This window comes from Methylobacterium sp. Leaf100 (genome assembly GCF_001422845.1).
Lineage (GTDB): Bacteria > Pseudomonadota > Alphaproteobacteria > Rhizobiales > Beijerinckiaceae > Methylobacterium.
In genome coordinates this window covers 1-1980 of the sequence record NZ_LMMW01000058.1, presented here as the reverse complement: position 1 = coordinate 1980, position 1980 = coordinate 1, and the positions used below count along the sequence as shown (strand labels likewise).

Here is a 1980-nt window from a genome sequence, read left to right as displayed (position 1 = left end):
AGGCTGACGGCATCCCGCTCTCCTTGAAAAGCCCGACATCGAATCAGATCCGCAGCCCGCCCGATACCCCATGATTCAACCCAACCGGACACGGCTCTATAGCCGTGCCCGCTCACGTAGCGACGGCCAAGTCGGTCTCGTAGCCGGCTGCGGTGAGGGAGTTGCGGCACTCATCTGCCGTGAAGGAGGCCAAAGCCTGCCGGATGGTGTGCCACAGATCAGGGACGGTACGAGCCGCCGCTGTCCGGAGCAGAGCCTTCAGCTTGGCGAAGATTTGCTCGATCGGATTGAAGTTCGGGCTGTAGGGCGGGAGGTAGAGCAGCCTCGCCCCTGCGGCCTCGATGGTCTCACGCACACCCGCCACCTTGTGGGCCTGCAGGTTGTCGAGGATGACGGTGTCACCGGGCTTGAGCACGGGCACGAGCGTGTCGGTGACGTAGGCCCGGAAGCGCGCGCCGTTGGTGGCGCCGTCGAATAGGGTCGTGGCGCACAGGCCATGGCTGCGCAGGGCGGCGGTGATCGTGGTGGTCTTGTAGTGCCCGTGCGGGACGGCCAGCCGGCAGCGCTCGCCTCGCGGAGCCCGACCGTAGCGGCGTGCCATGTTGGTGGTCGCGGCAGTCTCGTCGAGGAAGACCAGCCTGTCGGGATCGAGGGCGTCCTGGTTCTCGAACCAAGCCTCACGGGCTGCCCTTACGTCCTGGCGCGCCTGCTCGGCGGCGTGGATCGCCCCTTTCTACGGGTGATGCCGTGCCGGGCGAAGAAGCGGGACAGGCTGCTCGTGCTAGTCTGCACGCCGTGCTCGGCCAAAGCGTCACGCAGTTCGCGCAGTTAGATCGCCGGCCGCGCCTCGTAGATCGTCAGGATCAGGTCGGCCTGCGCCTCGATCCAGTACGAGGCGTGATCGCCGCCCGACGGCTTGGGCGCAAGCTGTCCATCCTGGCAAAACCGATCCGACCAGCGGCTGGCGCTGGACACGCTGACCCCAAACCGGGCTGCGGCCTGATGACAGGAGGCGCCCGCGGCTAAGGCCGACACAACACGCTGGCGGAGATCGACGGACAAGGGTGAAGGCATCGGCATCCTCCTTCACCCCTCAACGTCCTGAAGCCCCAGCCGTCCCAACTCGATCGGGCACGGCTCTAAGGACCTTCAGCCCCTCGCGACGCCAGATGCGCTGAACCCGGTCTTTGCCTACCTGCCAGCCGGCTGCCTGAAGCAGCGCGGTGACGCGGCGGTAGCCGTAGCGTCCGTGACGAAGATGCCAAGGCGATGATGGCCTGGGTCAGCTCATCCTCATCGGTCAGTACGGTGGGCACGTAGCGATGCGTGCCCCGGTGCTGGCCGACGATCCGGCAAGCGTGACGTTCCGAGAGGCCGTACTTCTCACGGATGCCGTCGACTGCCCGCCGGCGTCGCTCGGGGGCTACAAGTTTCCCGAGGCAACGTCCGTTAGCACCTGCTTCTCTAGGGAAAGGTCGACGACGAGCCGGCGCAGCCGAGCGCTCTCACGCTCAAGGTCCTTCATCTTCCGCGCCTGATCGACTTTCAGACCGCCGTACTCCTTGCGCCAGCGGTAATAACTCTGCTCGGAGATCTCCGCCTCCTTGCATGCCAGCGCCAAGCTCTTGCCCTGGGCCGTCTGCACTGATCCTCCCCCGCTTTCACGGACACCTCTGATACGCTCCTTGCGGGCGGGGAAGGTGTTTGATGGCCAAGACGAGACGCGAGTTCACCCCCGAGTTCAAACGCGAGGCGGTGGCCCTGCTGGAAAGTAGCAGCCGGCCGCAGATGCAGATCGCAGCCGAGCTCGGGATCCAACCCTCAATGCTGAGGCAGTGGCGCTCGGCGTTGATGGGTGGCTCCCCACCACCGCGAGCAGAAAGGTCACCGGGAGCCGCGCCTGCGAGCCCAGTGGCGTCCCCCTCCGACCAAGCCGCTGAGATCGCCCGTCTGCGGCGTGAACTCGACCGGACGCGCATG

General features: G+C 66.2%; 1 protein-coding gene and 2 pseudogenes. 1 reads left to right on the top strand and 2 read right to left on the bottom strand.

From position 1 onward, the window contains the following. Positions 1–112: 112 nt before the first annotated feature. Together ASF25_RS22290 and ASF25_RS22285 are read right to left on the bottom strand one after the other, a co-directional pair. Positions 113–1074 (bottom strand): annotated as a pseudogene (locus ASF25_RS22290) (IS630 family transposase). Positions 1075–1147: 73 nt separating this feature from the next. After that, positions 1148–1678: pseudogene (locus ASF25_RS22285) on the bottom strand (IS3 family transposase); the annotation flags it as partial. 29 nt (positions 1679–1707) lie between these two features. Here ASF25_RS22285 and ASF25_RS18565 point away from each other — a divergent pair. Next, positions 1708–1980, top strand: a 273-nt coding sequence (locus ASF25_RS18565) for a transposase (RefSeq protein WP_056306407.1), incomplete at its 3' end; no start/stop codon positions are given.